Source organism: Actinomadura barringtoniae, from assembly GCF_017573505.1.
GTDB lineage: Bacteria > Actinomycetota > Actinomycetes > Streptosporangiales > Streptosporangiaceae > Spirillospora > Spirillospora barringtoniae.
The window spans coordinates 36,130-62,518 of sequence record NZ_JAGEOJ010000007.1 but is presented as its reverse complement, the minus strand read 5'-3'; the positions used below and the strand labels follow the sequence as shown (position 1 = coordinate 62,518).

At 71.0% G+C, this 26,389-nt stretch carries 20 protein-coding genes; 12 read left to right on the top strand and 8 right to left on the bottom strand.

Annotation, left to right across the window (positions count from 1 at the left end; translation table 11 throughout):
• Positions 1-5: 5 nt before the first annotated feature.
• Positions 6-599 carry a dihydrofolate reductase family protein gene (locus J4573_RS17930; protein ID WP_208256768.1) on the bottom strand — a complete coding sequence of 198 codons (594 nt, stop codon included), beginning with the start codon at positions 597-599 and terminating at the stop codon, positions 6-8.
• 222 nt (positions 600-821) lie between these two features.
• On the opposite strand from J4573_RS17930, the gene J4573_RS56125 reads away from it, so the two are divergent.
• The 4 genes from J4573_RS56125 (at position 822) to J4573_RS17910 (ending at position 6,584) form a co-directional block, all read left to right on the top strand.
• Positions 822-3,383, top strand: a complete 2,562-nt coding sequence (locus J4573_RS56125; RefSeq protein WP_208256765.1) for a helix-turn-helix transcriptional regulator — start codon at positions 822-824, stop codon at positions 3,381-3,383.
• Positions 3,384-3,386: 3 nt separating this feature from the next.
• Complete coding sequence (locus J4573_RS17920) at positions 3,387-4,235, top strand: sigma-70 family RNA polymerase sigma factor (protein WP_208256763.1); 849 nt, start codon at positions 3,387-3,389, stop codon at positions 4,233-4,235.
• A 53-nt stretch (positions 4,236-4,288) separates the two neighbouring features.
• Positions 4,289-4,843 (top strand): GNAT family N-acetyltransferase, encoded by a 555-nt coding sequence (locus tag J4573_RS17915; RefSeq protein ID WP_208256760.1) that lies wholly within the window; start codon positions 4,289-4,291, stop codon positions 4,841-4,843.
• Positions 4,844-4,973: 130 nt separating this feature from the next.
• Positions 4,974-6,584 (top strand): alpha/beta hydrolase, encoded by a 1,611-nt coding sequence (locus J4573_RS17910; protein ID WP_208256757.1) that lies wholly within the window; start codon positions 4,974-4,976, stop codon positions 6,582-6,584.
• Positions 6,585-6,622: 38 nt separating this feature from the next.
• On the opposite strand, the gene J4573_RS17905 is transcribed toward J4573_RS17910, so the two are convergent.
• Both J4573_RS17905 and J4573_RS17900 read right to left on the bottom strand, forming a co-directional pair.
• Positions 6,623-7,288 (bottom strand): sterol desaturase family protein, encoded by a 666-nt coding sequence (locus J4573_RS17905; protein ID WP_208256755.1) that lies wholly within the window; start codon positions 7,286-7,288, stop codon positions 6,623-6,625.
• A 91-nt stretch (positions 7,289-7,379) separates the two neighbouring features.
• On the bottom strand, positions 7,380-8,585 hold the full coding sequence (locus tag J4573_RS17900) for an alpha/beta hydrolase fold domain-containing protein (RefSeq protein ID WP_208256753.1): 1,206 nt from the start codon (positions 8,583-8,585) through the stop codon (positions 7,380-7,382).
• A gap of 108 nt (positions 8,586-8,693) precedes the next feature.
• Between J4573_RS17900 and J4573_RS17895 the strand changes: the two genes are divergently transcribed.
• From J4573_RS17895 to J4573_RS17870, 6 genes are all read left to right on the top strand, one after another.
• Positions 8,694-9,089: an alpha/beta hydrolase fold domain-containing protein gene (locus J4573_RS17895; RefSeq protein WP_208256751.1), complete on the top strand. Its 396-nt coding sequence runs from the start codon at positions 8,694-8,696 to the stop codon at positions 9,087-9,089.
• On the top strand, positions 9,086-10,657 hold the full coding sequence (locus J4573_RS17890) for an MFS transporter (RefSeq protein ID WP_208256750.1): 1,572 nt from the start codon (positions 9,086-9,088) through the stop codon (positions 10,655-10,657). Before J4573_RS17895 ends, J4573_RS17890 begins: the two co-directional genes overlap by 4 nt.
• On the top strand, positions 10,654-11,184 hold the full coding sequence (locus tag J4573_RS17885) for a dihydrofolate reductase family protein (RefSeq protein WP_208256748.1): 531 nt from the start codon (positions 10,654-10,656) through the stop codon (positions 11,182-11,184). The genes J4573_RS17890 and J4573_RS17885 overlap by 4 nt, the downstream gene beginning before the upstream one ends.
• Positions 11,185-11,301: 117 nt before the next feature.
• Positions 11,302-13,506, top strand: a complete 2,205-nt coding sequence (locus J4573_RS17880; RefSeq protein WP_208256746.1) for a lectin-like domain-containing protein — start codon at positions 11,302-11,304, stop codon at positions 13,504-13,506.
• A 237-nt stretch (positions 13,507-13,743) separates the two neighbouring features.
• Positions 13,744-14,283 (top strand): hypothetical protein, encoded by a 540-nt coding sequence (locus tag J4573_RS17875; protein WP_208256744.1) that lies wholly within the window; start codon positions 13,744-13,746, stop codon positions 14,281-14,283.
• A gap of 111 nt (positions 14,284-14,394) precedes the next feature.
• Positions 14,395-15,156, top strand: coding sequence for a hypothetical protein (locus tag J4573_RS17870; protein ID WP_208256742.1), 762 nt, complete (start codon positions 14,395-14,397; stop codon positions 15,154-15,156).
• 90 nt (positions 15,157-15,246) lie between these two features.
• Here the strand turns inward: J4573_RS17870 and J4573_RS17865 are convergent, their stop codons facing one another.
• Together J4573_RS17865 and J4573_RS17860 are read right to left on the bottom strand one after the other, a co-directional pair.
• Complete coding sequence (locus J4573_RS17865; protein WP_208256740.1) at positions 15,247-18,858, bottom strand: discoidin domain-containing protein; 3,612 nt, start codon at positions 18,856-18,858, stop codon at positions 15,247-15,249.
• A 336-nt stretch (positions 18,859-19,194) separates the two neighbouring features.
• Positions 19,195-19,332 (bottom strand): hypothetical protein, encoded by a 138-nt coding sequence (locus J4573_RS17860; RefSeq protein ID WP_208256737.1) that lies wholly within the window; start codon positions 19,330-19,332, stop codon positions 19,195-19,197.
• 234 nt (positions 19,333-19,566) lie between these two features.
• On the opposite strand from J4573_RS17860, the gene J4573_RS17855 reads away from it, so the two are divergent.
• The gene (locus J4573_RS17855) at positions 19,567-21,027 is read left to right on the top strand and encodes an MFS transporter (protein WP_208256735.1); all 1,461 of its coding nucleotides are present in this window, start codon (positions 19,567-19,569) and stop codon (positions 21,025-21,027) included.
• Between the two features lie 52 nt (positions 21,028-21,079).
• On the opposite strand, the gene J4573_RS17850 is transcribed toward J4573_RS17855, so the two are convergent.
• Both J4573_RS17850 and J4573_RS56120 read right to left on the bottom strand, forming a co-directional pair.
• Complete coding sequence (locus tag J4573_RS17850) at positions 21,080-21,415, bottom strand: cupin domain-containing protein (RefSeq protein ID WP_208256733.1); 336 nt, start codon at positions 21,413-21,415, stop codon at positions 21,080-21,082.
• 20 nt (positions 21,416-21,435) lie between these two features.
• A complete protein-coding gene (locus J4573_RS56120; protein ID WP_208256731.1) occupies positions 21,436-24,243 on the bottom strand; it encodes an ATP-binding protein in 2,808 nt (935 codons plus the stop codon).
• Positions 24,244-24,337: 94 nt separating this feature from the next.
• Between J4573_RS56120 and J4573_RS17840 the strand changes: the two genes are divergently transcribed.
• On the top strand, positions 24,338-24,706 hold the full coding sequence (locus tag J4573_RS17840) for a nuclear transport factor 2 family protein (RefSeq protein ID WP_208256729.1): 369 nt from the start codon (positions 24,338-24,340) through the stop codon (positions 24,704-24,706).
• A gap of 61 nt (positions 24,707-24,767) precedes the next feature.
• Here the strand turns inward: J4573_RS17840 and J4573_RS17835 are convergent, their stop codons facing one another.
• Entirely contained in the window at positions 24,768-26,177 is a 1,410-nt protein-coding gene (locus J4573_RS17835; RefSeq protein ID WP_208256727.1) for a lipase family protein, read from the bottom strand.
• Between the last annotated feature and the right edge of the window lie 212 nt (positions 26,178-26,389).

Here is a 26,389-nt window from a genome sequence, read left to right as displayed (position 1 = left end):
GCGGGTCACGCTCGCTTGGTGACCTCGTAGGCGAGGTGGGTCACGCCGTTGCCCTCGATGACGGTCGGGTCGCCGAACTGCACCGGGGACTTGCCGAGGTTCTCGAACCAGCGGACGCCCGACCCGAGCAGCACCGGCACCAGGTCGATGTGGACGGCGTCCAGCAGGCCCGCGTCCAGGCACTGCTGGGCGATCTTGGCGCTGGCGACCACGACGTCCTTGTCCCCGGCGGCCTTCGTGGCGGCCTCGACCGCCTCCTCGACGCCGCCGGTGAAGGTGAACGTCTCGGTGTGCGGCCAGTCGGCGGGGGCCTCGCGGTGGGTGACGACCACGATCGGCACGCCCAGCGGGTGGGTGCCGCCCCAGCCCTGGGTGATGTCGAACAGGTGGCGGCCGGTGATCAGCGCGCCGACGCTCTCCATGGACGTGCGCATGTACTCGGCGCTGGCGGGCGACATCCGGAACGTCGCCCACTCCACGGCGGTCGGCACCTCGACGTCGCCGCTGCCCATCCAGCCGAAGAGCCGGTCGATGCCGTCGGCCGGGTCGGCGATGAAGCCGTCGAGGGACATGGACATGTTGGCGATGACCTTGCTCATCGTGTTCTCCCTGCGGTGTGGCGGTGATGTCTTCGAACACGCTCTACGCTGCCGTTTCAGGCCGATCGGAACATCGGCCACCTGGCCGATGCCCGGGCATCGGCCTGGTTGAGATCCGCCCTGGGAGACTGGACGGCGATGACCACTGACTCCGACGAAGTCGGCCCGGGGGGTGTGGGGGGTCGACCCCCCTCGGGAAGTACTGAGACGCCCGCGGCAGCCGTGCCGAGGCCGCTGACCACGTTCGTGGGCCGTACGGCCGAGCTCGACGCGGTCGCCGCCGCGCTGGACGAGGCGCGGCTGGTGACCCTCGTCGGGCCGGGCGGCTGCGGCAAGACCCGCCTGGCGCTCCAGGCCGCGGCGGCCCGTACCGACGCCCGCTGGGTCGACCTGACGACCACCGCGGAGCCGCGCCTGGTCCCCGAACTCGTGGCGGCCGCCGCCGGGGTCCTGCCGTCCTCGGCCGGCGCCCTCGCGGAGCAGATCGGCGACCGGCCGCTGCTGCTGTGCCTGGACAACTGCGAGCACGTCATCGGCGCGGCGGCGGACCTGGTGGTCGAGTTGATCACCGCGTGCCCGGGCGTGACCGTTCTCGCCACCAGCCGCGAGCCGCTGGGCGTCGCGGGCGAGGTCGTCTGGCGGGTGCCGCCGCTCAGCGGCGCCGACGCGCTCGCGCTGTTCGAGGAACGGGCGGGGCGTACGGCCCGGTCGGAGGCGGTACGGACCGCGTGCATCCGGCTGGACGGCATCCCGCTGGCGATCGAGCTGGCCGCGGCCTGGTCGGACACGCTGTCGGAGCGCGAGATCCTCCAGGGCCTGGACGACCGGTTCGCGCTGCTGGTGCGGGGCCCGCGCGGGGTGGCGGCGCGGCATCAGACGCTGGCGGCGTCGATGGCGTGGAGCCACGACCTGCTGGACGAGGCCGATCGCGTGCTGTTCCGGCGGCTGGGCGTCTTCCAGGGCGGGTTCACGCTCGCGGCGGCCCGCGCGGTCTGTGACGGCGAGGTCGTCGCCGGGCTGCGTCGCCTTGTCGACAAGTCGCTGGTCATCGCCGACACCCGGGGTGAGGTCGCCCGCTACCGCATGCTGGAGACGATCCGCCAGTACGCGGTGGCCAGGCTCGAGGCCTCCGGTGAACGGGACGGCATCCGCGACCGCCATCTGGACGCGTTCCTCGCCCTCACCGAGGAGGCCGCGCCGCTGCTCGGCCGCGACAAGGACGCCTGGCGCGCCACGATCGGCGCCGAGCAGGAGAACCTGCGGGCGGCCATCGACTGGGGCCTGTCGCGGGACGACCCCGAGCGCGGCCGGCGGCTCGCGGCGGGCCTGCCCTGGCTCTGGCACCTGAACGACCGGGGTCGCGAGGGCCTCGACCTGCTCCAACGCGCCGTCGACCTTGGAGCGGGTGAACGGACCGGGCTGCAGGCCCGCCTCCTCACCGGGCTGTCCCTGGTCGCCGACACCACGCGTCCCGACGGGCTGGAGTACGACGCCGCGCAGGCCGCGATGGAGATCGCGACCGAGACCGGCGACGCGGCGACCGCCTCCATGGCCCGGCTCCTCGGCGCGGTCGCGGTGTTCGCCCTGGACTTGGACACCGGCTGGTCGGAGGCGAAGCAGGCACGTGCGCGGGCCCGCGAGATCGGCGAGGGCTTCGTGATCGACGGCGCCACCGCGCTGATGGGGATCGTTCTGCACCTGCGCGACGAGCACGCGGAGGCGGTGAAGCACCTCCAGGAGGCGGTCGACGGCCTGGTCAGGCGCGGGGACCGCGGCGTCGCGTCCACCGCGCTCGGCTACCTGGCCGGGAGCGCGCTGATCACCGGCGATGTCGCCCGCGCCCGCGAACTGGCCGCCGAGGGCGCGGCCGTCGCCCGCCCCCTCGCCGATCACCACCGGGTCGGATCGGCCGCCGCGGCCGTGGCCATCGTGGAGGCGACCGCAGGCGACGTGGACGCGGCGTGGGCCGCCCTCAATCCGGTGATCAGGCTGGTCGAGGCCACCGATCCATCGCCGTTCATCCCCGGCTTCGCGCGCGCCGTCGCCAACCTGCACCTGTGGTCGGGACGGCCCGCCGAGGCGGTCGCCTGGTTCGGCCGCGAGACCGCCTGGCTGCCCGAGGGCGTGGACCTCTACCTGGCCCCGCAGACGCTGACCGGCCTCGCCGCCGCGCACCGGGCCACCGGCGACACCGAGGCCGCCGCCCAAGCCTGCGAACGCGCTCTCACCCTGGCCCGCAAGATCGGAATGCCCAGTGTGGAGGCCGATGCCCTCGAACAGTCCGCCTTCCTCACCCCAGAGCCCGAACGCGCCGAAGAGCTCCACCACGAGGCACTCGCCCTGCGCGTCGAGCACGGCCTGTGGCTGCCATGCGTCGACAGTCTGGAAGCCCTGGCCGACCTAGCCCCCGGAACAACCGAAGCCGCACGTCTCCAAGCAGCCTGCAACCACGCAAGACAAGAAATGGGCGCACCCCGCCTAACCCCGGCAGCCGCCCAACAGCCCTACGAAGGCACCGTTCTCAGCCTGCGCGATGCCGTCGACTACGCGCGCAGGGCCCGAGGCAAGCGCGGCAGGCCGTCCTCCGGCTGGGCAAGCCTCACCCCTACCGAGCAGAGCGTCGTGCGGCTGACGGTAGAGGGCCTCAGCAACCCCGAGATCGGATCCCGGCTCTTCATGAGCCGCAGCACCGTCAAGACGCATCTGTCGCACGTGTACGCCAAGCTCGGAGTCACCAACCGCACCGAGCTGGCCGCGATGGCCGGACCGCACCTGGAAGGCTGATCGATGGACCAGGCCGAGCTGGCCGTGCGCTTCGACGAGGCCCGCCGCCATCTGCGCGGGGTCGCGTTCCGGATGCTCGGCTCGGCCGACGAGGCCGACGACGCGGTCCAGGAGACCTGGCTGCGCGCCTCCCGTGACGGCGCCTCGGGCGTGGTCAACCTCCCCGGCTGGCTGACCACGATCATCAGCCGGATCTGCCTGGACATGCTGCGCGCTCGCCGCCGCCGAAGCGAGACCCTCGCCGACATGGCCGAACTGGACCTGGCAGCAAACGACGACCCCGAGGGCGAGGCGGTGCTGGCCGACTCAGTAGGTCTCGCCCTGCTGGTGGTCCTGGACGCCCTCGGCCCCGACGAACGCGTCGCCTTCGTTCTGCACGACATGTTCTCGGTGCCGTTCGCCGAGATCGCCGGCATCGTGGGCAAGACCGAGGTCGCCACCAAGAAGCTCGCCAGCCGCGCCCGCGCCCGCATCGACGGAACGCCCGCGCTGCCACCCCCCGACCTGGACCGGCAGCGCGCGGTGGTGGAGGCCTTCCTCGCCGCGTCCCGTGCCGGCGATCTCGACGGCCTGGTGTCGGTGCTCGCCCCCGACGTCGTCCGCCGTTCCGACGCCCGCCCGGACCTGCGCGGCGCCCGGAACGTCGCCGAGGAGACCCGTACCAACGTGGCCCGGGCCCGCTTCGCCCGCCTGGCCCTCGTCGACGGCGTCGCGGGCATCCTCGTCGCCCCGAACGGCCGCCTGGCCGTCGCCATCAGGCTCACCGTCGACGGCGACCACGTCACCGAGGTCGACGTTGTGACCGATCCCGCCCGCCTCGCCGCCCTCGACCTGGGAGTCTTGCAGGGCTAGACCCGGCGAATATCGAGCTGCTTAAGATCATGGTTCCGTTCAGAATGAGAGGTGTGAGTGGGCTTCCGGAGGAGATGGTGGCGTCGGGGTGGTTCCTCCGGCGTTGGGCGGACGAGGATGATCGTGCGCTGTTCGCGGCGGTGACCGAGTCGGCACCGGAGCTGAGGCTCTGGATGCCGTGGATGACGCAGGCGCCGACGCTCGCCGCCGAACGCGAGCACATGGCCGTCTCGCGCTACCGCTGGGACACCGGCGAGGCGTACGAGTACGGCATCTTCGGCGCCGACGGCACGCTCGCCGGAACGATCGGCCTCCACCGCCGCGTCGGCCCGAACGCCTGGGACATCGGCTACTGGGTCCGCACCTCCTACACCCGCCGAGGCATCGCCACGGCCGCCGCAGGGGCGCTCACCGACATCGCGCTCGCCGTGCCCGGCACCGAACGTGTGGAGATCCGCTGCGACGAGGCCAACGTCGCGAGTGCGGGCGTGCCCCGGCGGCTCGGCTACAGCCTCGACCGGGTGGACGAACGGACGCCGGAGGCGCCGGGCGAGTGCGGGCGGTTGATGATCTGGACCAGGAGACCGGGACGTCGCGGGCTTAGTTAGCTCGGGTAACAATTCGGCATCCAAACCCCCAGCATCTCCACAAACACGGACAACGTGCGCAGAGTTCTTGACGGCTGTTATCCCCTCGACAGCGGCCCACGCGTCTTGCCTGGGCCAGCGAAGGAGCACCGTGAAGAGGCTCATCGCCACAGCCGCGGCCGCCGGTCTCAGCCTGACCGGACTCGCTGCCGTAGCACCCTCCGCCGGAGCGGCTCCCGCGGCGCCGTCCACGGGCGCCGTCCAGAGCATCGACTGGAAGCAGTGCCCGGGTACGTTCGGCTCGACGTACCACGCGGTCTGCGGCTTCCTGTCCGTGCCGCTGGACTACCGGCACCCGGGCGGTACGCAGATCAAGCTCGCGGTCTCGATGATCAAGCACGACCCGAAGAAGGCCTACCAGGGCATCATGCTCACCAACCCGGGCGGTCCGGGTGCGAGCGGCCTCACCCTGTCGGTCCTGCGCTACTACGTGCCGAACGACGCGGCGGGCGGCTACGACTGGATCGGCTTCGACCCGCGCGGCATCGGCTCCAGCGTGCCGGCGCTGCAGTGCGACCCGGACTACTTCAAGGGCCCGCGCACCCCGTACGTGCCGAAGACCAGGCAGATCGAGCGGACCTGGCTCGGCAAGTCCGCGGGCTACTCGGCCGCGTGCGCCAAGAACGACAAGATCGGGCTGCTGAACCATGACAAGACGACCGACTCGGTCGCCGACATGGAGAGCATCCGCACCGCGCTCGGCCAGAAGCAGATCAACTTCTACGGCTTCTCGTACGGCACCTACCTCGGCCAGGTCTACTCCTCGCTGCACCCGAAGAACGTGCGGCGGATGGTGCTGGACAGCAACGTCGACCCGCGCGGCGTCTGGTACGACGCCAACCTCGCCCAGGACGTGGCGTTCGACAAGAACTCCAAGATCTACTTCGCCTGGCTGGCCAAGTACGACTCGGTGTTCCACCTCGGCACCACCGAGCGCGCCGTGCAGAAGGCCTACTACGGCCAGCTGGACAAGCTGACCAAGGCGCCGAACGGCACGGTCGGCCCGGACGAGCTCACCGACGTCGTGCAGGGCGCCGCGTACTACCGGTTCGGCTGGATCGACATCGGCAACGCCCTGTCGGCCTTGGTCAACAAGGGTGACGCGGCCGGCATCGCCGACCTGTACGGCAACGCCACCCCGGAGGACCGGGCCGCGACCGACAACGGCTTCGTCGGCTACAGCGCCGTCCAGTGCACCGACGTGCAGTGGCCGCTCAGCTGGCGCAAGTGGCAGCGCGACAACTGGTCGCTCTACCGCAAGTACCCGTTCCTCACCTGGGGCAACGCCTGGTTCAACGCGCCGTGCCTCACCTGGCCGGCCAAGGCCGGGCACCCGGTGAAGATCGACGGCCGCAAGGTGGCGCCCGCGCTGCTGATCGACGAGACCAACGACGCGGCGACCCCGTACGAGGGCAGCCTGCAGGTCCGCAAGCTGTACCCGAACTCGGTCCTGCTGGCCGAGCCGGGCGGCGCGACCCACGCCGACTCGCTCTTCGGTGACGAGTGCGTCGACAACACGATCGCGGACTACCTGCTGAACGGGACGCTGCCGAAGCGGACCGGCAAGGCCGGCTACGGCGCCGACAAGATCTGCGCCCCGCTGCCCGACCCGGACCCGACGGCCGCGGCCGCCAAGGCCAAGACCCTGAAGTCCGGCCAGACCACGTCCATCCCGCGCACGCCACCGCGCATCCGCTTCTAACTCCAAGGGGCCCGAGGCCGCCTGTCTCCTCCGGGAGGCTAGGCGGCCTCGGTCACGCCCAGGGTCTTGACGGTCGGCGAGGGCGGGACGTCCTCCTTGGCCGGGTAGGTGCCGAGGACCTTGTCCGAGACCGGCGTGATGATGCCGAACCAGTACTTCTCGTTGCGGAAGTGGTGCAGCTGGTGCGTGCGGCGCAGCGTCTTGTAGAGCGCCGTCTTGGGCTTGTACGACGAGTGGATCAGGAAGTGCGTCCACTCGTAGGCGGTCAGGAACGCGAACGAGGCCGCGACGCCCGTGAGCGCCGGGCGCGGCTTGCGCAGCAGCGCGACGTTGATCCCGGCGATCCCGGCCATCGTCGGAACGAGCGCGGGCACGAAGAGGATGTCGGGGTTGCGCGGGTCCCTGTGGTGCTCGCGGTGCTTGCGTGAGGACGGCAGCTCGACCGTACGGCCGCGCAGCCGCTTCGGGCCGAGGTGCAGGACGTTCACGTGGATCAGCCATTCGACGAACGGCTCGATCGCGACCGTCGCCGCGATCACCGCCGCGTCCTTCTTGCCGAACCGCCCCATCGCCAGCCGCGCCGCGACGGCCGCGCCCGTGACGGGCAGCAGCACCTTGGCGTTCGGATAGCTCATGAACAGCCGGGCCGCATCGCCCAAGGTCAGCCCGCTCCGCCGGAACTCCTCGCCCTTGCTCCGCACCACAGTTCCTCCTGAGTGGATCAGTGGCTGATCCACTCAGCCACTCTGGAATCGTACGGCCGGTCGCTCAGCTGTCAAGGGGTGCCGCCGGTGCCTAAGTGGTGGTCTTCCGGATGAACCGGCCCGCCTCCTGGAGCGCCTTCATGGCCTCGGGGAGGAACGGCCAGAAGAGATGGAAGTCGTGAGTGGCGACCGGATAGAGCGAGAGCTTCACCTCTGCTCCCTGGTCCCCGGCCCGTTCGGCGAGTGCCTGGGCCTGGTTGAGGAGGTGGTCGCCGGTACCGGCCTGGATGAGCATCCTGGGGAGTCCCGCGAGTACCTCGGGATGCCCGAGCGGGTTGACGATCGGGTCGTCCAGGGACTGCCCGGCCAGGTAGACGTCGACGGAGCGCCGCATCATCCGCGCGTGCACCAGGAACTGGGGGTCGGTCGGGGTGATCTGCGGCAGCAGGTACGCGAGATCGACCCAAGGGCAGAGCAGCAGGCCGCCACCGGGCCGGGGCAGATCGTGCTCGGCGATGTGGACCAGGACCGACAGAACGAGGCTCGCTCCTGAGGAGTCCCCGGCGATGACGACATGGTCAGGTTCGACGCCCTGGTCGAGGAGCCACAGGTAGGCCCGTACGGAGTCCTCAAGGGCGGCCGGATAGGGGGACTCGGGGGCGAGCGCGTAGTCGGGCACCAGGAAGGTCGTGTCGGAGGCGGCGGACAGAGCCCCTACGAGCGGGCGATAACCGTACGCCGACCCCATGACGAAGCCGCCGCCGTGCAGATAGAGCACGGCGCCGGGGCCCGGCTTCTCCGGAGCCAGGCGGAGGGCGGGAACCCCTCCCGCTCTGACGGGCCGGATCTGGACCTCGGGCGGCGGGTCGAACTTGGCCAGCAGCGCCTCGAAGGCGGCGGCCAGCTCGTGCCCCTCGTCGTCGGAGTCGTTCCGCTCCCACACCGGCTTCCACAGCTGCGCGGCGCGGCTGGTGAGCTCGCCGCCGACCGAACGCGTGGTGGAGACCGCGTCGTCGAGCCCGGCGAGGATCTCGCGCGCCCTCCCCACGAGGGATTCCCCGGCGAGCGTGAGCTCCACCCGGTGCGTCGAGCGGCTCAGCAGGTCGCAGCCGATCAGCCGTTCCAGCCCGCGGATCTGGCGGCTCAGCGCGGGCTGCGACAGGTAGAGCCGGGACGCCGCCCGCCCGAAGTTGAGCTCCTCCGCCACCGCGACGAACGCGCGCAGATGGCGCAGCTCGATCGCGTCGGGCGCCTGGGGGAGCGGCAGGACGCGTGCCTGTTCGCCTTGCTCGGCCATACCGGGATTATCGCCCGCGCGGGCTGAGTGTGGTCATGCCGTTCATGCACGACCGTGATGCACGAACGGCCTTTCCCTTGAGGGCTTCGCCGCTGCGACGGTTTCCGCATGACCACCTCAGCCGTCGTTCACCTCCGGGGCTTCGCGGGCCCGGTGCGTGGCCGCGTGCAATGGCCGGAGGTTCGCAATCCGGCGCTGCTCGTCTATTTCCACCTCGGTCCTTCGAACCGCGATACGGCCCGGCCCGACGCCGTGGTGCTGGACGTGTGCCTGGATCCGCCGTACGAGACGGCGCTCCGGGACGCGGCGGCGGTGCTGGGCTGGGCCGCCGATCACGGTTCCGAGCTCGGTGCCGACCCGGCCCGCCTGCTCGTCGCCGGTGCGGGCGAGGGCGCCGTGATCGCGGTCGCCGTCGCGCTCCAGGCGCGGGACGAGGGCTGGCCTGAGGTCGAGCTCGTCACAGGCGAAACCCCATGCATGACCGACGAAAGGACTTCGACATGACCGTCCCTCCCCGGGCGGGGCGACGCGAATGGATCGCGCTCGCCGTGCTCGCGCTGCCGGCCCTGCTGGTATCGCTCGACCTGTTCGTGATGGTGATGGCGCTGCCGCGGCTCAGCGCCGAGCTGGGCGCGGGCAGCACCCAGCAGCTCTGGATCATGGACGTCTACGGCTTCATGGTCGCGGGCCTCCTGATCACGATGGGCACGCTCGGCGACCGGATCGGCCGGCGCAGGCTGCTGCTGCTCGGCGCCGCGGCGTTCGGCACCGCCTCGGTGCTGGCGGCGTTCAGCACGACCCCGGAGATGCTGATCGCTGCCCGTGCCCTGCTCGGTGTCGCGGGCGCCGCGCTCACCCCGTCCACCCTCGCGATGATCATGACGCTGTTCCACGATCCGCGGCAGCGGGCCAGCGCGGTCGGGATCTGGGCGGGCTGTTTCACCCTCGGCGCCATCGTCGGGCCGCTCGTCGGCGGCGTGATGCTCGAGCACTTCTGGTGGGGCTCGGTGTTCCTGCTCGGCGTTCCCGCCATGGCGGCGTTGCTGGTCCTCGGCCCGCTGCTGCTGCCCGAGCACCGCGACACGTCGGCGGGCCGCCTCGACCTGCCCAGCGTCGTGCTCTCCCTCGGCGCGATCCTCTCGTTCATCTACGGGCTCAAGGAGACCGCGCGGAACGGCTGGCACCCGTTGCCCGTCGCCGCGCTGGCGGCCGGGCTGGCGCTCGGCGCGGTCTTCGTGGCGCGTCAGCGGCGGCTGGCCGATCCGCTCCTGGATCTGTCGCTGTTCCGCCGCCGCGCCTTCTCGATCGTGCTGGTCGGCCTGCTGGCGAACGCGATGCTGTCGGGCGGCACCATGAACCTGGTCGCCCAGCACCTTCAGCTGGTCGACCGGCTGTCCCCGCTGAACGCGGGCCTCGCCATGGTGCCGGGGATGATCGCCGCGATGGTCAGCTTCCAGGTGGCGCCGCTGCTGGGCCGCCGGATCCCGCCGGTCCCGCTCATTCCCCTCGGCCTCGCCCTCACGGTGACCGGCATGCTGATCATCGCGCAGGCGGACGGCACGGGCGGCCTCGTCGCCGGTTTCGCGGTCTCCTGCCTGGGCGCCGGTCCGCTGGTCAGCATCGGCACGAACGTGGTCGTCGGCGCCGCGCCGCCCGCGCAGGCCGGATCGGCGGCGGCGATCGCGCAGACCGGCAACGAGCTGGGCTACGCGCTCGGCATCGCCGTCCTCGGCAGCCTGGGGACGGCCGTCTACCGGCACACCGCGGGCGGCCCCGCCGCGGGTCCCGGTCCGGCGCACGACAGCCTGGCCGGCGCCGCCGACGTGGCCGCCCGGCTGCCCCAGCACGCGGGCGCCGCGGTGATGGACGCCGCGCGCCACGCCTTCACCACCGAGTTGCAGGTCGTCTCGGCCGTCTGCGCCGCCGTGATGCTCGGCCTGGCCGTCCTCATCGCCGCCGCGCTGCGCGATCTGCCCGCCGTCGGACGCCAGACGGAAGCCCCCGCCCCCACCCCCGTTCCCGAGGCCGAGGCCGAGGCCGCAACGTTCGTCGCCCAAGGAGAAGTCGCGTGAAGAAGATCGTCTCTGAGCTGTTCATGACGCTCGACGGCGTCGTCGCCGAGCCCGGGAAGTGGCACTCGCCCTTCCACGACCCGGAGATGGACCGCGCGATCGAGGCGGGCATGGCCGCCGCGGACACCATGCTGCTGGGCCGCCGGACCTACGAGGAGCACGCGGGCTACTGGCCTGCGGCGACCGGCTCCATGGCCGACCTGATGAACGGCCTGCCCAAGGTGGTCCTGTCCACGACGCTCACCGCGCCGAAATGGAAGAACACCAGCCTCATTACCACGTTCGACGAGGTGGCGAACCTGAAGGAGGCGCCGGGCGACGGGCCGATCCTGATCACCGGCAGCCCGACGCTCGTGCGGGCGCTGCTGCGGAACGGCCTGCTCGACGAGCTCCGGCTGTTGATCGATCCGGTCGTCACCGGGACCGGGGCGCGGCTCTTCGAGGACCGGCCGTTGGGCTTCGAGCGCGTGGCCACCGAGGCCTTTCCGAGCGGCAGCCTCTCGGTCACCTACGCGGTCGCGCGCTGACGCGGGTGCCGAAACTGGGGTAGTTGGTCCGGATAACGGGCGATGTTTCGGACAGTGGCCGCCGGGCTACAAACTCACCGACCCCCTTGATCATCAACTCGGATCTCAGGGGGATCGGTGAGCCCAATCTCAATCGGCGCGCGCAGGCGCCTCAACCGGGCGGCGCTGACCGGCGCCGCGGCGGTACTCGCACTGTCCGGCCTGTCGGCGGTGTCCGAGCAGTCGGCGCAGGCGCTGGAACTGCTGTCGGAGAGCTTCAAGAACGGGTCGACCTCGCCGGGCACGTGGATCGCGCCCAGCCCGAAGGGCGATCACACGCCGTGCCTGACGGCGGCCGCCACGCGGCCCCCGGACGGCTCGCTGGCCTGGTGCAACGCCGTACGGGACGGGAAGGGCAAGGCCGACCCCGAGGGCGAGGGGGCCTTCCAGCTCACCGACAACTCGAACCAGGACGCGGGCGGCGTGATACTCAACCGGCCGATCAAGGCGGGGTCGGGGCTGCACATCCAGTTCGACCAGTTCCAGTACAACACCTCCACCGCCAAGGGCGCCGACGGCCTCTCGTTCTTCCTGGTGGACGGCAAGACCGCCGCGCCCAACATCGGCGACAGCGGCGGCTCACTCGGCTATCACAACCTGAAGGGCGCGTTCGTCGGCGTCGGCTTCGACCAGTACGGCAACTTCTCCAACCCCGAGCTCTGGGGCGCCAAGGACAAGGGGCCGGGACTCAAGCCGAACAGCGTCGTGATCCGCGGCTCGCAGTCGTCGGGCTACCAGTACGTGCGCGGCGTTCCGGCGCCCGCACCGCTGGCCGTCGACCACGTGACGACGCGCGACAAGGCCCGCCGGTCGGTGTCGGTCGACGTCTCCACGCAGAACGTGATGAGCGTCAACGTCGACTTCCACGACGGCAAGGGCCGCCAGAAGCTGATCGACAAGCTCAACCTGGACGCGATCCCGGGTCAGGCCAAACTGCCCGACACCGTGATGCTGGGCTTCGCGGCCTCGACCGGGAAGTCCACCAACTACCACGAGCTGCAGAACTTCAAGGTCACCACGCTCGACCCCGACCTGAACGTCAAGGTCGCGCCCGCCGGTCCGTTCAAGCGCGGCGGTACGGGCGAGTTCGACGTGACCGTCGCCAACGGCCCGGTCGCGGGCCCGACCACCGGCCCGGTGTCCACCACGTTCACCGTGCCCGAGGGGCTGACCTACAGGTCGGCGAGCGGCGACGGCTGGACCTGCCAGGCGAGCGGGCAGAAGGTCACCTGCACGCGGCCGGGCGCCGGCGCCGACGTGCTGCGGCCGGGCGCCGCCTACCCGCCGGTCAAGGTGCTGGTGGACGTGCCGACGGGCGCGCCGCAGCAGGTCAGCGCGCAGGCGGTCGTCGGTACGCCGCTGGAGCACAAGCCCGAGGACAACACCTCGCCGCCGGTGACCGTGCCGATCGAGGGCACCGCGACCGCGCCGAGCCCCGACCTGTCGGTGCGGACCACGCCCGACGGGCCGTTCAAGGCCGGCGGGACCGGGACCAGCACCACGGTCGTGACCAACGCGCCGGGCGCGGGCCCGGCGACCGGCGCCACCACGGTGAAGATTCCGGCGCCGCCCGGAACGACCATCACAGCGAGCAAGGGCGACGGCTGGACCTGCACCATCGCGGGCGACGCGAAGCTGGCCACCTGCACCCGGCCGGACAAGCTGGAGCCCGGCCGGTCGTTCCCGCCGATCACGACCACCTACTCCGTGCCGACCGGGACCGCCGGTCAGCTGGAGATGAGCGGCAGCACGGTGAAGACACCGGGCGACTCCGACCCGGGCAACGACACCTCGCCGACGGCGACCGTCCAGGTCGAGGGCGGCACGCAGGCCGAGGGCGCCGACGACATCATCTGCCGGGGCGGCCAGTTCCACGTGCAGATCGACCCGGGGCTCACCTTCTTCAACGGGACCGTGCGGCTCACCGCGTCGGGCGACCTCGGGCTGTGCCAGTCCGAGGCGCACCCGAAGATCACCGGTGGCACGGTGCGCGCCGAGGCCGTGCTCCAGGGCAAATGCCCCGGACCGGTCGGGCCCGGCTACGCGCGGGTGACGATCTCGTGGAACGACGGCACGCGGTCGACCATCACCCAGTCGAGCTTCCGCGCCGACGCTGTGTCGTGGCTGTTCGAGGGCGGCCGGGTCGCGGAGGGCGCCTTCAAGGGCACCACCGCGCACGCCAACGGCCGCACGATCAGCAACCTCATCGAGCTCGGTGCGGGCTGCGGCATCGGCGGCCTGAAGGAGTACCGCGCCAGCATCGACGAGCTGGCGATCCAGTAGCGGCGATCCGGTGGCAGCCGGCCCTTTGGGCGGCTGAACGGCCCGGTCGTTCACGCGCGCGAATTTCCCCGCGCGTGAACGACCGGGCCGAACGCTGGGATTCCGCTACCAATTCATGTGCTTCCCATTGGTGAAATCAACGGCAGGGCACATTCCCCGGAGATCTATGGTCAGGGTGTCGTGATCCCTCGGGGGATCGCTTTGACCTCAGCACTCGGAAAGGGAATCAATATGGGAATGAAGTCGGTTCTCGCAGGCGCGGGCGTGCTCGGTGCCGCGCTCGCCTTCGCCCCGTTCGCCCCGGCCTCGGCCGCGACGCACGCCGACGTCGGCTCGATCGTGTGCCGCGGCGGGCAGTTCAACGTCCAGTTCGACCCGGGCGTCACGTTCGCCACGGGCACCGTCCGCCTCACCGCGTCCGGCGACCTCGGCGTCTGCCAGTCCGACGAGCACCCGAAGATCACCGGCGGCACCATCCGCGCCGAGGCGTCGCTGCAGGGCAAGTGCCCTGGTCCGGTGGGTCCCGGCTACGCCAAGGTGTCGGTCTCGTTCAACGACGGCTCGCGGGCCATCGTCAACCAGTCGACCTTCCGCGGTGACGGCACGTCCTGGAGCTTCGAGGGCGGCCGCGTCTCCAGCGGTCCGTTCACGGGCGGCACCGCGCGCGGCAACGGCCGTACGATCAGCAACCTCATCGAGCTCGGCGCGGGCTGCGCCGTCGGCGGCCTGAAGGAGTACCGCGCGAGCATCGACGAGGCCCTCATCGGCGACATCTAGGTCGCCCCTGGCACGGCAGGTGAAGGCAATCCCCACAGTCCCGATAATCCCCCGAACGACACGGGTGGCGTCCGGTGAAGACGTCCCGGGCGCCACCCAAGCAGTCATTCCATGAGCGCCTGGTTCGACCACCAGATCGTGGACGGCGGGCGGTTGCGCCTGTTCGTCTTCTTCGTCTTCATGATCGGCGCATTCGCGTTCATTCGCTTCAGTACCCGGATGATCCGGGCGCAGGTGAAATGGTGGCCGGGAAATGTCACGCCCGGCGGAGTGCACATTCACCACGTCGTCTTCGGCCTGGTCTTCATGTGCGTGGGCGGCATCGGCGGGCTGGCCGTCGAGGAGTCGCGCTCGGGGTGGGCGGCGCTCGGAGCGGCCGTGTTCGGCATCGGCACCGGCCTGGTCTTGGACGAGTTCGCGCTGGTGCTGCGGCTGGACGACGTCTACTGGAAGGAACAGGGCCGGCTGTCGGTCGACGCGATCTTCGTCGCGATCGCGCTCAGCGGCCTCGCGCTGCTCGGCTTCGGCCCGCTCGACATCGGCGCGGCCCTCACACCCGGACCCGACGGCGAGCAGTCACCGGTCTGGGCGGTCGTGATCCTCGCGGCCACGAACCTTGCCCTCGCGCTGATCACCCTGCTCAAGGGCAAGATATGGACCGGCCTCTTCGGCATGTTCATCCCGCTGCTGGGCTTCGTCGGCGCGATCCGGCTCGCCCGCCCCGGCGCGCCGTGGGCGCGATGGCGCTACCGCGAGGGTTCCCGGAAGCTGGCGCGTGCCCAGCGCAGGGACCGGCGGTTGCGCGCGCCGCTCGAACGCTTCAAGGTCCGCGTTCAGGACCTCGTGGCAGGCCGTCCCGACCAGCCGTCCTGAGCGAAAGGCAAAGGCCGGAGCCACGGGCGCCTCCCAACACCCGTGGCTCCGGCTTCCCTGTCAGGGGCTCTGCCGCTAGAGGCTCTGCCGCTAGGGGTTCTGGACGATCGTGAAGGTGGACGTGGTGTTCTTGATGTCCTGGAAGTTGTCGCGGAAGTGCAGGCCGTTGAACGTGGCCGACCCGACCGCCGGGCCCTGACCGGGCTCGGGCAGTTCGTTCACCCAGATCCCGAAGCCGGACTTGGCGTCGAACGCGTCACCGCTCTTGTGCGCGCCCGAGATCGTCACGTTGGTCAGCACGGTGTCGGCGATGGGCTTGAGGGCCTGCCCGCCGGTGTACTTGGTCTGGAACATGATCCCGGAGTAGGTCGGGTCGACGATGTCGACGTCACTGATCCGGATGCCCTGGAACGGGAACTCCCCGGAGAAGATCCACAGTGCGGGGAAGGCCTGCTGGCCCCAGAAGTGGCCGCCGTCCCGCACCAGCGAGATGTTCTGGAACGTGGTCTTCGGGTCGGACTCGAAGCCGCGCGCCGGGATGCCTCCGAACTGCAGCGTCGCGATGGTGAGGCCGGGGTAGGTGAGCGTGTCGGCGATGTGGATGTTGCGGAAGGTGTTGCCGCCGCCTCCGTACACCGCCATGCCCGCGGCCCGCCAGGTGAGCAGCGAGGTCAGGTTCTCGAAGGTGTTGCCGGTCTCCTGTTCGTTGGTGTTGTCGGTCGCCGGGAAGAGCGCGAACGAGTCGTCGCCGGTGGTGCGGGTCTCGGTGTTGCTGACCGAGTTGTCGCTGCTGCCGTTGGTGAGGTTGATCCCGTCGGCCCAGGTGTCGCGGATCCGCGCGTTCTTGATGGTGGAGCCGTCGACGTTGCTGCCCCAGAACATGCAGACGGTGTGCTCGATCCAGACGTTGTCGATCGTCATGTTCTTGACGTTGTTGAAGTCGAAGACCTTGCCGGGACCGTCGATGCGCGAGGTGTAGTTGCCGAAGAACGAGAACCCCGAGAACGTCGATCCGTTGGAGGAGGCCTCCGTACGGAACCCGGCGTCGGTGTTCTCCTGGCCCTGCGGCGTACGGAACCTGGTGAACCACGGGCCCGCACCGACGACCTTCACGCCCTTGCCGTAGACCTGGAACTTCTGCGCGGTGTCGTAGTCGCCGGCGGGCAGGTAGACGCCGGTGAGGCTCGTGTCCTGGCGCACCTTGTCGAGCGCGTTCTGCACGTCCTGGTGCGTGAACCCGGCCGGGACCGCGTAGTGCGCGGGGTCGGGGTTGGCCTGCGCCGCCGCCTGCTCGGTGTTGATGAAGTCGATGGCGTAGGTGGTGCCGTTCGCCGCGTCCTTCTGCAGCTTGATCTTGTGCCCGGCCGGAACGGTCGTGCCGAGCATCAGGTTGGCCTCGTCGTAGATGTGGCGCGGGTCGCCCGATCCCGGCGAGTTGCTCGGGCTCGCCTCGGCCCCGTACACCCAGGTGTAGCGGGAGGTGAGGTCGATGGCCTTGAGGAACGTCCCGTCCACGTACACGTTCAGCGTCGAGTTCTGGCCGCCGCCACCGGAGGAGTCCGGGATGGAGTAGCGGGTCACCAGGGTGTTGGTGGCCGCCCGGGTGGTGAACTCCACGCTGGCGCCGGTCGAGTTGAGTGTGACCGCGCGCCGCCCGGAGGCCTCGCCCGCCAGGTCGCCGATCTTCCGGTTGGGCCCGACGACCGCCGCGCCGCCGCCGAGCGCGCCGTCCTCGGCCTCGTAGGTGTCGTACGGCATGTTCGCGCCGCGGCCGACGAACAGCGACAGCTTGCTGGTGTTGTTGGCGCGCTTGACGGGCACCTCGTTGGCGTCGTCGGCGATGACGGTCTGGACCGTGTAGCGCCCGTTGGCCGCCGTCCACGTGCCGAGGTTGATCGGCGCGGCGGACGCGCCCGGCGCGAGCGATCCGTTGTAGCTGCCGGTCAGCGTCTTCACCACGGTGTCGCTGCTGTTCAGCACCGACAGCGTGATGGCGTGCGCGCCGCTCGCGGTGGCGAGCGTCCCGTCGTTGCGGAGCTGGACGGAGAACGTGACGGTGTCGCCGTTCTGCGGGTTGCCCGGGCTCCACGTGACGGCCTGCGCCACCAGGTCGGAGCTCGGCACCGGCCCGACGGTCAGCTTGTTCGCCGCCGTCGTGGTGTTGTTGGTCTCGTTCAGCTCGATGTTGTCGTCATTGGCGTCGGCGGTGGCGCCGACGGTGTACGAGCCGGCGTCGCGCGTGCCGATCGAGGCCGACACGGTCTGCGAGGCACCTGCGGCGAGCGCGCCGACCGAGGCCGACTTGGTCTTCTGCCCGCCGACCAGGAAGTCGAGGCCGCTCGCGTCGGCGGCGCCCGTTCCGGCGTTCTTGACCGTCGCCTTGAGCGTGATGTCGTCGGTCTCGATGGGGGAGGACGGCGTCCAGGACACGTCGGTGACGGTCAGGTCGGGCGTCGGCGCCGGGGTGCCGATGACCTGGAACTCTGCCGCCTGCGCGCCGGGCGCGCCGGTGTTGCTCGCGAACTTGAGCCGTACCTCGGCCGCGTTGCCGCTCACCGGGATCGTCGCGCTGTTACCGGTGGACGGGTTGAACGTGTAGTCCGCGGCGGCCTTGAGCGTGGTGAACGAGCCGCTCGTACTGCTGCGGCCCTGCACCTCGATGTTCTGCGTACGGGTGGACCAGGCGGCGTCGGGGTTGAGCTTCACCACGACGGAGCTGATGTCGGCCTTCGCGCCCAGGCTCACGGTGAGCGTCGCCGGGTAGGCGCCGGACCCCGACTCCCAGTAGGTCGCGAGGTTGTTGTCGTTGGCGTTGGTCTCGACGAAGTCGAACACGTGCGACGACGCGGTGATCGGCTTGCCCGCGGCGAGGTTGGTGCCGCCGCCGCCCCGGCCCTGGCGGGTTACCACGTTGCTGTCGGGCGAGACGTTCCCCGCCGCGTCCTTGGCCCGCACGAAGTAGGACACGGTCGCGGAGTCGGGCTGGTTGTCGGTGTAGGTGAGGACGTTGCCCGCGACGCTGCCGCGCAGCGCGTTGTTGGCGTAGACGTCGTAGCCGGTCACGCCCACCGCGTCGGACGAGGCGTTCCAGGTCAGCTTGATCTGCCCGCTCGCAGGTTCGGTGTAGGCGAGGTTGGAGGGTGCGGTCGGCGGGGTCTGGTCGCCGGTCGTCGGCCCGTAGACCTCGAGCTCAGAAAGCTGCCCGGCGGGCCAGCCGGTGTTGGCCGTGATGAGCACGCGCAGGTAGCGGGTCGGCTTGCTGTCGTACGTCAGCGTCACGGTGTTGTTGCTCGCCGGGTCGAAGACGCGTCCTGCCGAGCCGACCAGGTCGCTGTAGCCGGTGCCGTTCGTGCTGCCCTGAACGGACAGGGTCTGCGTGCGGGCGGCCCAGTTGGCGACCGGCAGCTTCAGCACGACCTTGTTGGTGTCGACCGAGGCGCCGAGGTCGACCTGGATCCATTGCGGGAACGCGTTGTTGGCGCTCTCCCAGTAGGTGGCCTGGTTGCCGTCGTTGACGTTCGCCGCCGTGTACTGGCCGTTCGAGGTGCTGGCGGAGACGGGCTTGCCCGCTGCCAGGTTCGTCGCGGCCGCCGCGCGTACGCGGGGTTGGGCGTGGGCGCCGGCGGGGGACGCGACCAGGCCCGTCAGCCCGATCGCGGCCAGCGCCGCTACCAGCAGGATGCGGAGGGGAGTCTGTCTCATCGCTGGTTCTGCTCCCTTGTCGGGTGATGCGGGGTGGGACACCTGCCTGGGAGGAGCGGCATGATTGCGAGGAACATATAGAGACGAACATCACATTGCAATACATGAATGAACATGCGCAAAAAGCAGACATCGCGCGCGGATTGAAGGTGTTGCGCGCGTGATCTGGAGAAACGTGACCTTGTTACGGCGCGTGTCCGGGGCGCGATGCCGTGGCCTGGAACGGGTTCACGCTGGGCATGCGCAGGGAGCACGCAGGGAAGGCAATCCCGCCGCCCCGGCTCTCGGCCGTTGCGGCGGGATTGCGCAAGATAGTGACAGTCTTGCGAAACTCTCTTACCGGGACGTCGGCGGCCGCCAGCGGGTGAACCGGCGCTCGACCAGCACCAGGACCCGCCCACCGAGCTGCGCGAACTCGCCGACCGGCTCTGGGCGGTGCACACCGGGGACGTCCCGGTAGGCGTAGACGGCCACGAAAGCTACATCGTCGAAGGCGACGACGCCTCCCACTACACCCCCGCGGTCACCGGCGCCGCCTGACCCTTGCCCGGAGGCCCCGGACCAACGGCGGTCCGGGGCCTCCGCGTGCCTGCCGCATGTGCTGAGCGAAGTACTTAAGAGCGAAGTACTTAAGTACGACGGATTCCTCGGCTGAGCGATCTCCCTAATTTCGAGATCACTGGAACTCGGTTGAAGGGATCGCAGGTCATGTCATCGAACACGTTGGTCGAAGCCGTACCGGGTGGGCGGGCGGCGCGGAAGGCCGAGCGGGCGCAGGGGTCCTGGGGGACTCTGCTGGTCCTGCTGGCCGGGATCTTCATGGCGACGCTCGACTTCTTCATCGTCAACGTCGCCATCCCCGACACGCAGCGGGATCTGGGGGCGAGCACCGCGGCGATCCAGTGGGTCGTCGCGGGGTACGGGCTGGCGGTCGCGGCGGGGCTGATCACCGGTGGGCGGCTCGGGGATCTGTACGGGCGGCGCCGCATGTACGGGCTGGGGCTGGCGCTGTTCACGTTGGCGTCGGTGGGCTGCGCGGTCGCGGAGGGCGCGGGCACGTTGATCGTGGCGCGGGTCGTTCAGGGGATGGGCATGGCGCTGCTGATGCCGCAGGTCCTGGGCATCATCAGCGTGGTGTTCACCGGGGCGAAGCAGGCTAAGGCGTTCGCCGCGTACGGGCTGGCCATGGGGCTGGCGGCGGTGTTCGGGCAGCTGATCGGTGGTGTGCTCATCAAGGCCGACCTGTTCGGGCTGGGCTGGCGCAGCATCTTCTGGATCAACGTCCCGGTGGGCATCGCCGCGCTGGTCCTGCTGCGCCGGCTGGTCCCCGAGTCGCGCGGCGCCGGCGGCACCAAGCTCGACTTCATCGGTATGGACCTGATCGTGGCCGGGCTCGTCGCGGTCGTGCTGCCGCTGATCCAGGGCCGTGAGCAGGGCTGGCCGCTGTGGACCTGGCTGTCGCTGGCCGCCGCACCGATGCTGCTCGGACTGTTCGCGGCCTACCAGCGGTGGTTGGCTCGGCGTGGGGCTGCGCCGCTGATGGACCCGGTGTTGTTCCGCGGTCGGGCTTTCGCGGCCGGGGTGTCGCTGGCGCTGGTCTACAACATGGTGATGGGCTCGTTCTTCCTCTTCCTGGCGCTCTACCTGCAGCAGGGGCACGGCATGACCGCGCTCGGCTCGGGTCTGCTGTTCATCGCGCTCGGCGGCGGATACCTGGTGGCCTCGAAGCTTTCGGAGAAGGTCGCGGCCAGGATCGGCCGCCAGGTCATCACGGTGGGCACGCTGGTCCAGGCCGCGGGGTACGCGATGATCGCCGGGACCGTCGAGCTGATCGGCACCGGCGGGAGCGTGCTGTGGATGATCCCCGGCATGGTCGTCGCGGGCGCCGGAATGGGCCTCGCCCTGGTGCCGATGCCCGGGACCGTGCTGGCCGGGGTCGGGCCGAAGCACGCGGCCTCGGCGGGCGGGGTGCTGGCCACCGCCAACCAGGTCGGCGGGGCGCTGGGGATCGCCGCGGTCGGGATCGTCTTCTACGACCGGCTCGGCGGGCACCCGGCGGCGGACACCTTCGGGACGGCGTTCGTGTGGAGCCTGCTGCCGCTGGCCGCGCTCTGCGTCGTCGCCGCGGCGCTGGTGCAGCTGCTGCCGAAGGCGCGGGTGAACGGCTGAACGTTCGGCCATGGCCTCGGTGACCGTCACGGTCACCGAGGCCATGGCGTTTCTAGACGTCGTAGTTGAAGCCGAAGGCGCGGACGCCGGTCTCGGTGCGCGGGCGGTGGCTGGTCTCGGCTCCCATCGCGACGTAGGTGCCGGGGCCGTACGTGCGGTCGCCCTCGATGATCTCGCCGCTCACGACGAAGTACGCCTCGCCGTAGGTCTCGTGCACGTCGACGTCCGGCCACTCGGCGCCCGGGTCAAGGTCGATGACCCACGTACGGATGCCCTCCATGCCGGGGAGCATGCGCACGTGGATGCCCGGAGCCAGGTCCTCGGCGGGGATGTCGTCGATGTCGACGGGGAGGGTCTGTCCGGGCAGCACTTGCCGAGGAGTCGTCATGGGATCGGCCTTCCTGGGTTTCAGATTTCCATCCGGGTGGCGAGTTCCTTGAGCTCCCGGCGCGAGGTGATGCCGAGCTTGGGATACGCCTTGTAGAGGTGGTAGGCGACCGTGCGATGGCTGAGGAACAGCTGCGCGGCGATGTCGCGGTTGGACAGGCCCTGCGAGGCGAGGCGCACGATCTGGAGTTCCTGCGGCGTGAGGCCTGCTGCGGCCCCCTGCGTGGCCTTAGCCCGTGCGTCGGGTGCGCCTGTGGCGGTGAGCTCGCCGCGCGCCCGTTCCGCCCACGGCCGCATGCCGAGCCGGTCGAACGTCTCCAGCGCGTCGTTCAGCTGAACGCGCGCCTCGGCTTTGCGCTGGGCGCGCCGCAGCCACTCGCCGTAGAGAAGTGCGGTCCTCGCGTACTCCAGCGGGCGGCCGTCACGGTCGTGTGCCTTCAGCGCGTCCGCGTAGAGCCGTTCGGCCTCGTCGTCGCCGCCCAGCAGGGCCCTGCAGCGGAGTACGAGCGCGTCCGCCCAGGGCCGCCGGACGGACGCCGCCCACTCCTCGAAGTGCTTCATCGCGTCGCCGGTGCGTTCGGCGGCTCCGACCCGTACGGCCGCCTCGACCAGGTCGGGTGTGGAACGGGTCGCGCAGATGTGGTGGCGCATGGGCTCGCGGGTGAGGCGTTCGAAGCGCGACAGGGCGGCCTCGGCGCGGCCCAGGCCGAGCTCCAGCAGGCCGAGCGACCAGTGCGCCCACGGCGCCCCGGGCGCGATCGACCCGGCCGTCGCACCGGCCATGCCCGCGTCCGCCTGGCGCCTGCACGCCTCCTCGTCGCCCTCGGCGGCGTGCAGGTAGGCCAGAACGCTGCTGAACTGCCCGAACCACTGCTGCTGCCCGGTGTCGCGGGCGAGGCCGAGCGCCTCGGTCGCGGTGGTGAGCGCGTCGCGGTGGCGTCCGGTGAAGACCTCGCCCTCGGCCACGAAGAACAGCGCGGTCGGCAGCACACCGGCGGCGCCCGCCTGGCGGTGGTCGGCGGCGATCGCGTTCGCCAGCTCGTGGGCGTCGGCGTCCTGGCCGCGTGCCAGCGCCGCGCCGCACATCATCATCAGCACCTGGTCGGGGGCCCGGCCGCGCCGCCGCGTCTCCTCGAACGCGTCGGCCAGCACGGGCGGCGCCTCGGCGGCACGGCCGCGATCCAGCAGCCGGGAGAGGAACGCGGCGGCGGGGATGAGCGGGTCCTCGCCCGCCAGCGGTACGTTCGCCAGCCGGTCCAGGACCTCGCGCAGCTGGCGTTCGCCCAGGTACCAGCCGGTGTGGAGCGCCTGGATCAGCATCGCGGCGGCCTGGTCGGGGTCGTCGCCCGTGATGAGCTCCGCGCCTTCGAGCAGCAGGCGGTGCGCGGCCGGGAACGACCCCTGCCAGAAGTCGGCGAGGGCCTGGACGTGCGCGAGCCTGGCCCGTACGGCGGGCGCGCCCTCGACGCGGCGAGAGGCGCGGGAGGCCAGGTCCCTGGCACGATCCAGATCGCCCGACTCCAAGGCGGCCTCGGCCGCCAGCGCCTCGCGGTGCGCCCTCGCCTCGGGCGTGACGCTGAGGCGGGCCGCGCGTTCGTAGGCCGCCGCTGCCGCCTCGTGACCGCTGCGTTCGCGTGCCCGTGCCGCCGTACGCTCCAGGGCCTCGGCTGCCTCCTCGTCCGGGCCGGTCGCGGCGGCGGCCAGATGCCAGGCGCGGCGGTCGGCGTGCTCGGGGGTGTCGAGGGCGGCGGCCAGCGCGCGATGTACGGCCAGCCGTTGTCCGAGCGGGGCCCGCTGGTAGACGGCGGCGCGGATCAACGGGTGTCGGAAGCCGATCGTCGACTCCCCGCCGCCTCGACGGATGAGGTCGGCCTCCTCGGCGGCCACCAGATCGTCGACGCCCGCGTTAACGGCTTCGGCGGCGCGCAGAACGACCGGCAGCTCGCCGGTCTCGTCCGCCGCGACGACCAGCAGCAGGGCCTGGGTGGTCTCGGGCATGCGGCTGACCTGGCCGTGGAACGCCAGCTGCAGCCGCCCGGTCAGCGGGATCGCGCCGGGTGCGAAGTCGCCGTGCCGTTCGGACCCGACGGCGGCGGCCAGTTCGAGGAGGGCCAGCGGATTGCCCTGCGCCTCCGCGAGCAGCCGGTAGCGCACGGCCGGTGCGAGGCTCTGCTCGTCCAGCAGCGCCGCCGACGCCTCGGGGGACAGGCCGCCGAGCCTCATTTCGGTCAGGCCCGCGGTCGTGTCCGGGAACGAACCTTCGCCGTCGCGTACGGCGAAGATGATGACCACGCCCTCGGCCTGGAGGCGGCGGGCGGCGAACAGCAGCGCGTCCCGCGAGGCCCGGTCCAGCCATTGCGCGTCGTCGACCAGGCAGACCAGCCCGCCGTCGGCGTACTCGGTGAGCAGCGACAGCACGGCCAGCCCGACCAGCATCGGATCGCGACCGCTACCGCTCCCCTCACCCAGCCCGAGCGCGGCTTCCAGGGCCGTACGCTGCGGCGCCGGCAGCGCTTCCAGGCATCCCAGCGCGGGCCGGAGCAGCAGCTGAAGGCCGGCGAACGGCAGCTCGGCCTCGCCCTCGATCCCCGTTCCGCGCAGCAGCCGTACGTCACCGGCCGCGCGGGCCGCACGGGCGTCACCGGCCGCACTGCCCGCACCGGCCGCACTGCCCGCACCGGCCGCGCGGGCGGCATGGTCGAGGAGGGCGCTCTTGCCGATCCCCGCTTCGCCCCGCAGGACCAGCGCGCCGCTGGTGCCCGAGCGGGCACCGTCCAGCAGGCCGGAGATCGTGCGGGTCTCCGCGTCGCGCCCCCGAAGTTCAGTCACCTGTCCGAAATTACCTAAGTGCTACGGATTCCTCGTCTCCGAGCCCTCCCTAACTTGGTGATCACAGCAAGCGACACGTTAAGGAGACAAGGCCATGAGCGACATGAACGAGCTGGTCGAGACCTACATCGCCGCCTGGAACGAGACCGACCCGGCCGCCCGCCGGGCGCTGATCGACACCGTCTTCGCCGAGGACGCCGAGTACACCGACCCGCTGGTGTCGGTCCGCGGCCGCGACGCGCTGGACGCCGTGATCGCCGCCGCGCAGGGCCAGTTCGCGGGCCTCACGTTCAGTCTCGGCGGCGCGGTCGACGCCCACCACCACATCGCCCGGTTCACCTGGCACCTCGGCCGGCCTGGAGCGGCCGAGCCGGTGGTGATCGGCTTCGACGTCGCGGCCCTCGGCGACGACGGCACGATCGCCCAGGTGCTCGGCTTCCTCGACAAGGTCCCCGCTGCTTGACGGGGCATGAGAACGGGACGGGCCCACCCCGCGGGGGCCCGTCCCGTTCTCGCGAGGTGGGTTACCAGCGCGAGGTGCCGATGGGCAGCCCGGCCAGCGCCTGGAGATCGGCCAGCAGCAGGGCCCCGAACTGCTGGAGTGCCTCAGGCGTCGCCAGTGTCGACACCACATCGGCACGCCTACAGCCCTTGGGTGCGGGCGTCCCCTCGATCTGGTTCTGCAGCCAGTGCAGCGCGGCCGGGGCGCCGGTGACCGCCAGCGATCCGTGCTCGCTCAGCATGTCCCGCTCGTACGTGACCGACGTTCCGCGCGCGCAGTAGCCCGCCACCGTCTTGTCCGCCCCGGCGACCGGGATCAGCTCGTCGTTGATCGCGTGGTAGATGTACAGCGGCGCGGCCGGGGTGCGCTGCCCGAGCCCGGCCTCCTTCAGATCGGCGGCGACCTGCGGGTCGTCGAGGATCTGCGGCAGCGGCCTGGTGGTCATGTCGTTGACGTTGAGGAACGGGTTGCTCAGCACGTTCTCGGTCACGCACTTGCCGGCCGCCTTCGCCAGGATCTGCTTTCCCTTGGCGTTCAGCGCGGCGTTCACCACCGCGCCGGTCTTGGGGAACGCGTGCATGATCCCGGGCAGCGCGCTCGGGATCAGCCCGGCCGCGAACCCGCCGTTGATCTTCTCGAGCGCCGCCCGCAGGTCGGTCGCGAAGCCCCCGGCCGCGACCCCCTTGACGTTGAGTTCGGGGGCGTACGAGGGCTGCATCTCGGCGGCCCAACCGGTCGCGAGCGAGCCGCCCGAGTAGCCCCACATCCCGACCGGCGTCCGGGCGCCGTCCAGGCCGAGCGGCTTGAAGTTCTGCGCCGCCCGCACTCCGTCGAGCGCCGCGTACCCGGGCTGCCGGGCCGCGCCGAACTCTCCGTTCGGCCCCTCGTAGTCGGGGATCGACACCGCCCAGCCCTTGGCCGCCGCCGCGTCGACGAGCAGGATCTCGGCCTGGTTGATCAGCCCCTCCAGCCCGGCGCCCTGCCGCAGCACCTTCGAGGGAGCGCAGCGCGCCGTGGAGGAGTCCTGCGCGACTTGATAGGAGAGCAGCGCCCGCTTGTCGCCCGCCGGCCTCCCCGCCGGAAGGAGCACCGTGGTGACCATCGCCTGCGCCGACCCGTCCCACCCGGTCGTCCGGTAGAGCAGCTGCCAGGCGGAGACCTTCTGCGGCAGCGCGGAGAACGCCGCCAGCTGCACCGGCCGGGACCGCAGGACCGTGCCCGGCTTCGCGTCCGCCATCCCGGCGGGCGCCGCATAGAACGGATCGTCCTCGGCCGTCGCAGGCGCCTGCGTCGTGGCCGCCTGCGTCGCGGGCGCCTTCGCCGCGGTGGCCTCGGTCGTCGTGGCCGCCCTCGCGACCGGCGACAACGCGCCGACGCCGAGCACGACCGTGCTCATGGCGCCGAGCAGCCGCCTCGTCCAGTTGGTCCTCATGGGCATGCTCCTCGGGGTGGGGTGGCACATACCGTCGCGACTGTATGTAAACGCGCGAACCCACATCTGGCAAGGCCCATTTCCAGAATGATCAGCCCAGATGGCGTGCGACGTACTCACGCCACAGCGCGATGGCCTCGGGTTTGGTCTCCCCATGCCCGCCGCTGAATCCGGCCATGTCCCAGCAGGACCACCGGCGGCGGAGCGTCGAA

Bases quoted from the DNA above. Each gene is read 5' to 3' on its own strand.
- J4573_RS17920 (WP_208256763.1), top strand. From the start codon at position 3,387: ATGGACCAGGCCGAGCTGGCCGTGCGCTTCGACGAGGCCCGCCGCCAT.
- J4573_RS17895 (WP_208256751.1), top strand. From the start codon at position 8,694: ATGACCACCTCAGCCGTCGTTCACCTCCGGGGCTTCGCGGGCCCGGTG.
- J4573_RS17840 (WP_208256729.1), top strand. From the start codon at position 24,338: ATGAGCGACATGAACGAGCTGGTCGAGACCTACATCGCCGCCTGGAAC.
- J4573_RS17900 (WP_208256753.1), bottom strand. From the start codon at position 8,585: ATGGCCGAGCAAGGCGAACAGGCACGCGTCCTGCCGCTCCCCCAGGCG.
- J4573_RS17865 (WP_208256740.1), bottom strand. From the start codon at position 18,858: ATGAGACAGACTCCCCTCCGCATCCTGCTGGTAGCGGCGCTGGCCGCG.
- J4573_RS17835 (WP_208256727.1), bottom strand. From the start codon at position 26,177: ATGAGGACCAACTGGACGAGGCGGCTGCTCGGCGCCATGAGCACGGTC.
- J4573_RS17930 (WP_208256768.1), bottom strand. From the start codon at position 599: ATGAGCAAGGTCATCGCCAACATGTCCATGTCCCTCGACGGCTTCATC.
- J4573_RS17855 (WP_208256735.1), top strand. From the start codon at position 19,567: ATGTCATCGAACACGTTGGTCGAAGCCGTACCGGGTGGGCGGGCGGCG.
- J4573_RS17890 (WP_208256750.1), top strand. From the start codon at position 9,086: ATGACCGTCCCTCCCCGGGCGGGGCGACGCGAATGGATCGCGCTCGCC.
- J4573_RS17850 (WP_208256733.1), bottom strand. From the start codon at position 21,415: ATGACGACTCCTCGGCAAGTGCTGCCCGGACAGACCCTCCCCGTCGAC.
- J4573_RS17875 (WP_208256744.1), top strand. From the start codon at position 13,744: ATGAAGTCGGTTCTCGCAGGCGCGGGCGTGCTCGGTGCCGCGCTCGCC.
- J4573_RS17870 (WP_208256742.1), top strand. From the start codon at position 14,395: ATGAGCGCCTGGTTCGACCACCAGATCGTGGACGGCGGGCGGTTGCGC.